1 protein-coding gene is annotated in these 1112 nt (G+C 53.9%); it reads right to left on the reverse strand.

All coding sequences use genetic code 11. The annotated features are described in order from the left end of the window. Window positions 1-5: 5 nt before the first annotated feature. Window positions 6-1055, reverse strand: a complete 1050-nt coding sequence (gene cydB / locus NW852_RS06350; protein WP_414365090.1) for a cytochrome d ubiquinol oxidase subunit II — start codon at window positions 1053-1055, stop codon at window positions 6-8. Window positions 1056-1112: the final 57 nt, after the last annotated feature.

Consider the following 1112-nt stretch of genomic DNA (forward strand, 5'->3'; position numbering starts at 1 on the left):
TGGGTTTAAGCTGCCTCCGAAACTTTGGCCTCTTCTGGCGTTGCTTCCTGCACCACGATCTTGCCCCGGAACACCACATAGTTGTAGATGTTGTAGGACAAAATAACCGGGATCAAGAAGCCAATAAAGGTGAGCATAAACACCAGTGAACTGGGAGAAGCGGCTGCTTCATAGATGGTGACGCTGGGAGGAATAATGTTGGGGAAAACCATAAACCCCAGGCCGATAAAAGAAAGGGCAAAGATTAAAAAAGTGTAAACCAAAACGCTATTTTCTTCTCGCCGCCGCAGGCTGCGCAGCAACAGAGCCACCAACAAAAGTCCCAAAACGGGGATGGCAGCAAAGATATAGAAAAGAGGAGGCGAGAAAAGCTGAGCGCGCGCCTGCTCCGACATGATGGGGGTGCTGATGGTGATAAACACTGCCCCCAGCAACGTTGTCCAGGTGGCGATGGTTGCTGTCTTGTAGTAGGTTTTCTGCAGCTCGCCGGTGGTCTTAACGATCAGATAGGCCGAGCCGATTAACACGTAGCCCTGGATCAAGGTAAGAGCCACCAACACCGTGCGCCAGGTCAGCCAATCCCAAGGGCTGCCGGCAAAGTGGCCGGCTTCGTCGACGCGGATCCCTTCGAAGACGCTGCCCAAGGCAAACCCCTGGCCCAAGGCCGCCAAAAAGCTGCCCACCCCGAAGGCGAGGTTCCACACCAGCTTGTTGTCGGCGTTCTCCCGAAACTCGAAAGAGACAGCCCGCAAGATCAGGCCCACCACCATGATCACCAGCGGAATGTAGAGAGCGTTGAGAATGGTGGCGTAGGCAAGGGGAAAGGCTCCAAATAAGGATCCCCCCATCAACACCAGCCAGGTCTCGTTGGCATCCCAGACATTGCCCAGGCTGGTCATGAGAATGCTGCGGCGGGTCTCGCTAGAAGCCGTCAGGGAGAGGATGCCAACCCCCAAGTCAAATCCATCTAGCAGAACATAAAGGAAGAGGAAGAGACCGAGGATAAAAAACCAGACTTGCGGTAAAAACTGCTGTAAAGGCTCGAAAGATTCCATCGTCGTTCTCTGTAGTTTATTTCCGACCAGTTCGAGACATGATCCCCCTCACCCCCA

It is taken from the genome of Synechococcus sp. H60.1, from assembly GCF_047462335.1.
Classification (GTDB): domain Bacteria; phylum Cyanobacteriota; class Cyanobacteriia; order Thermostichales; family Thermostichaceae; genus Thermostichus.

Excerpts from the sequence above, each read along its gene's own strand:
- cydB (WP_414365090.1), bottom strand. The coding sequence starts at position 1,055 with ATGGAATCTTTCGAGCCTTTACAGCAGTTTTTACCGCAAGTCTGGTTT.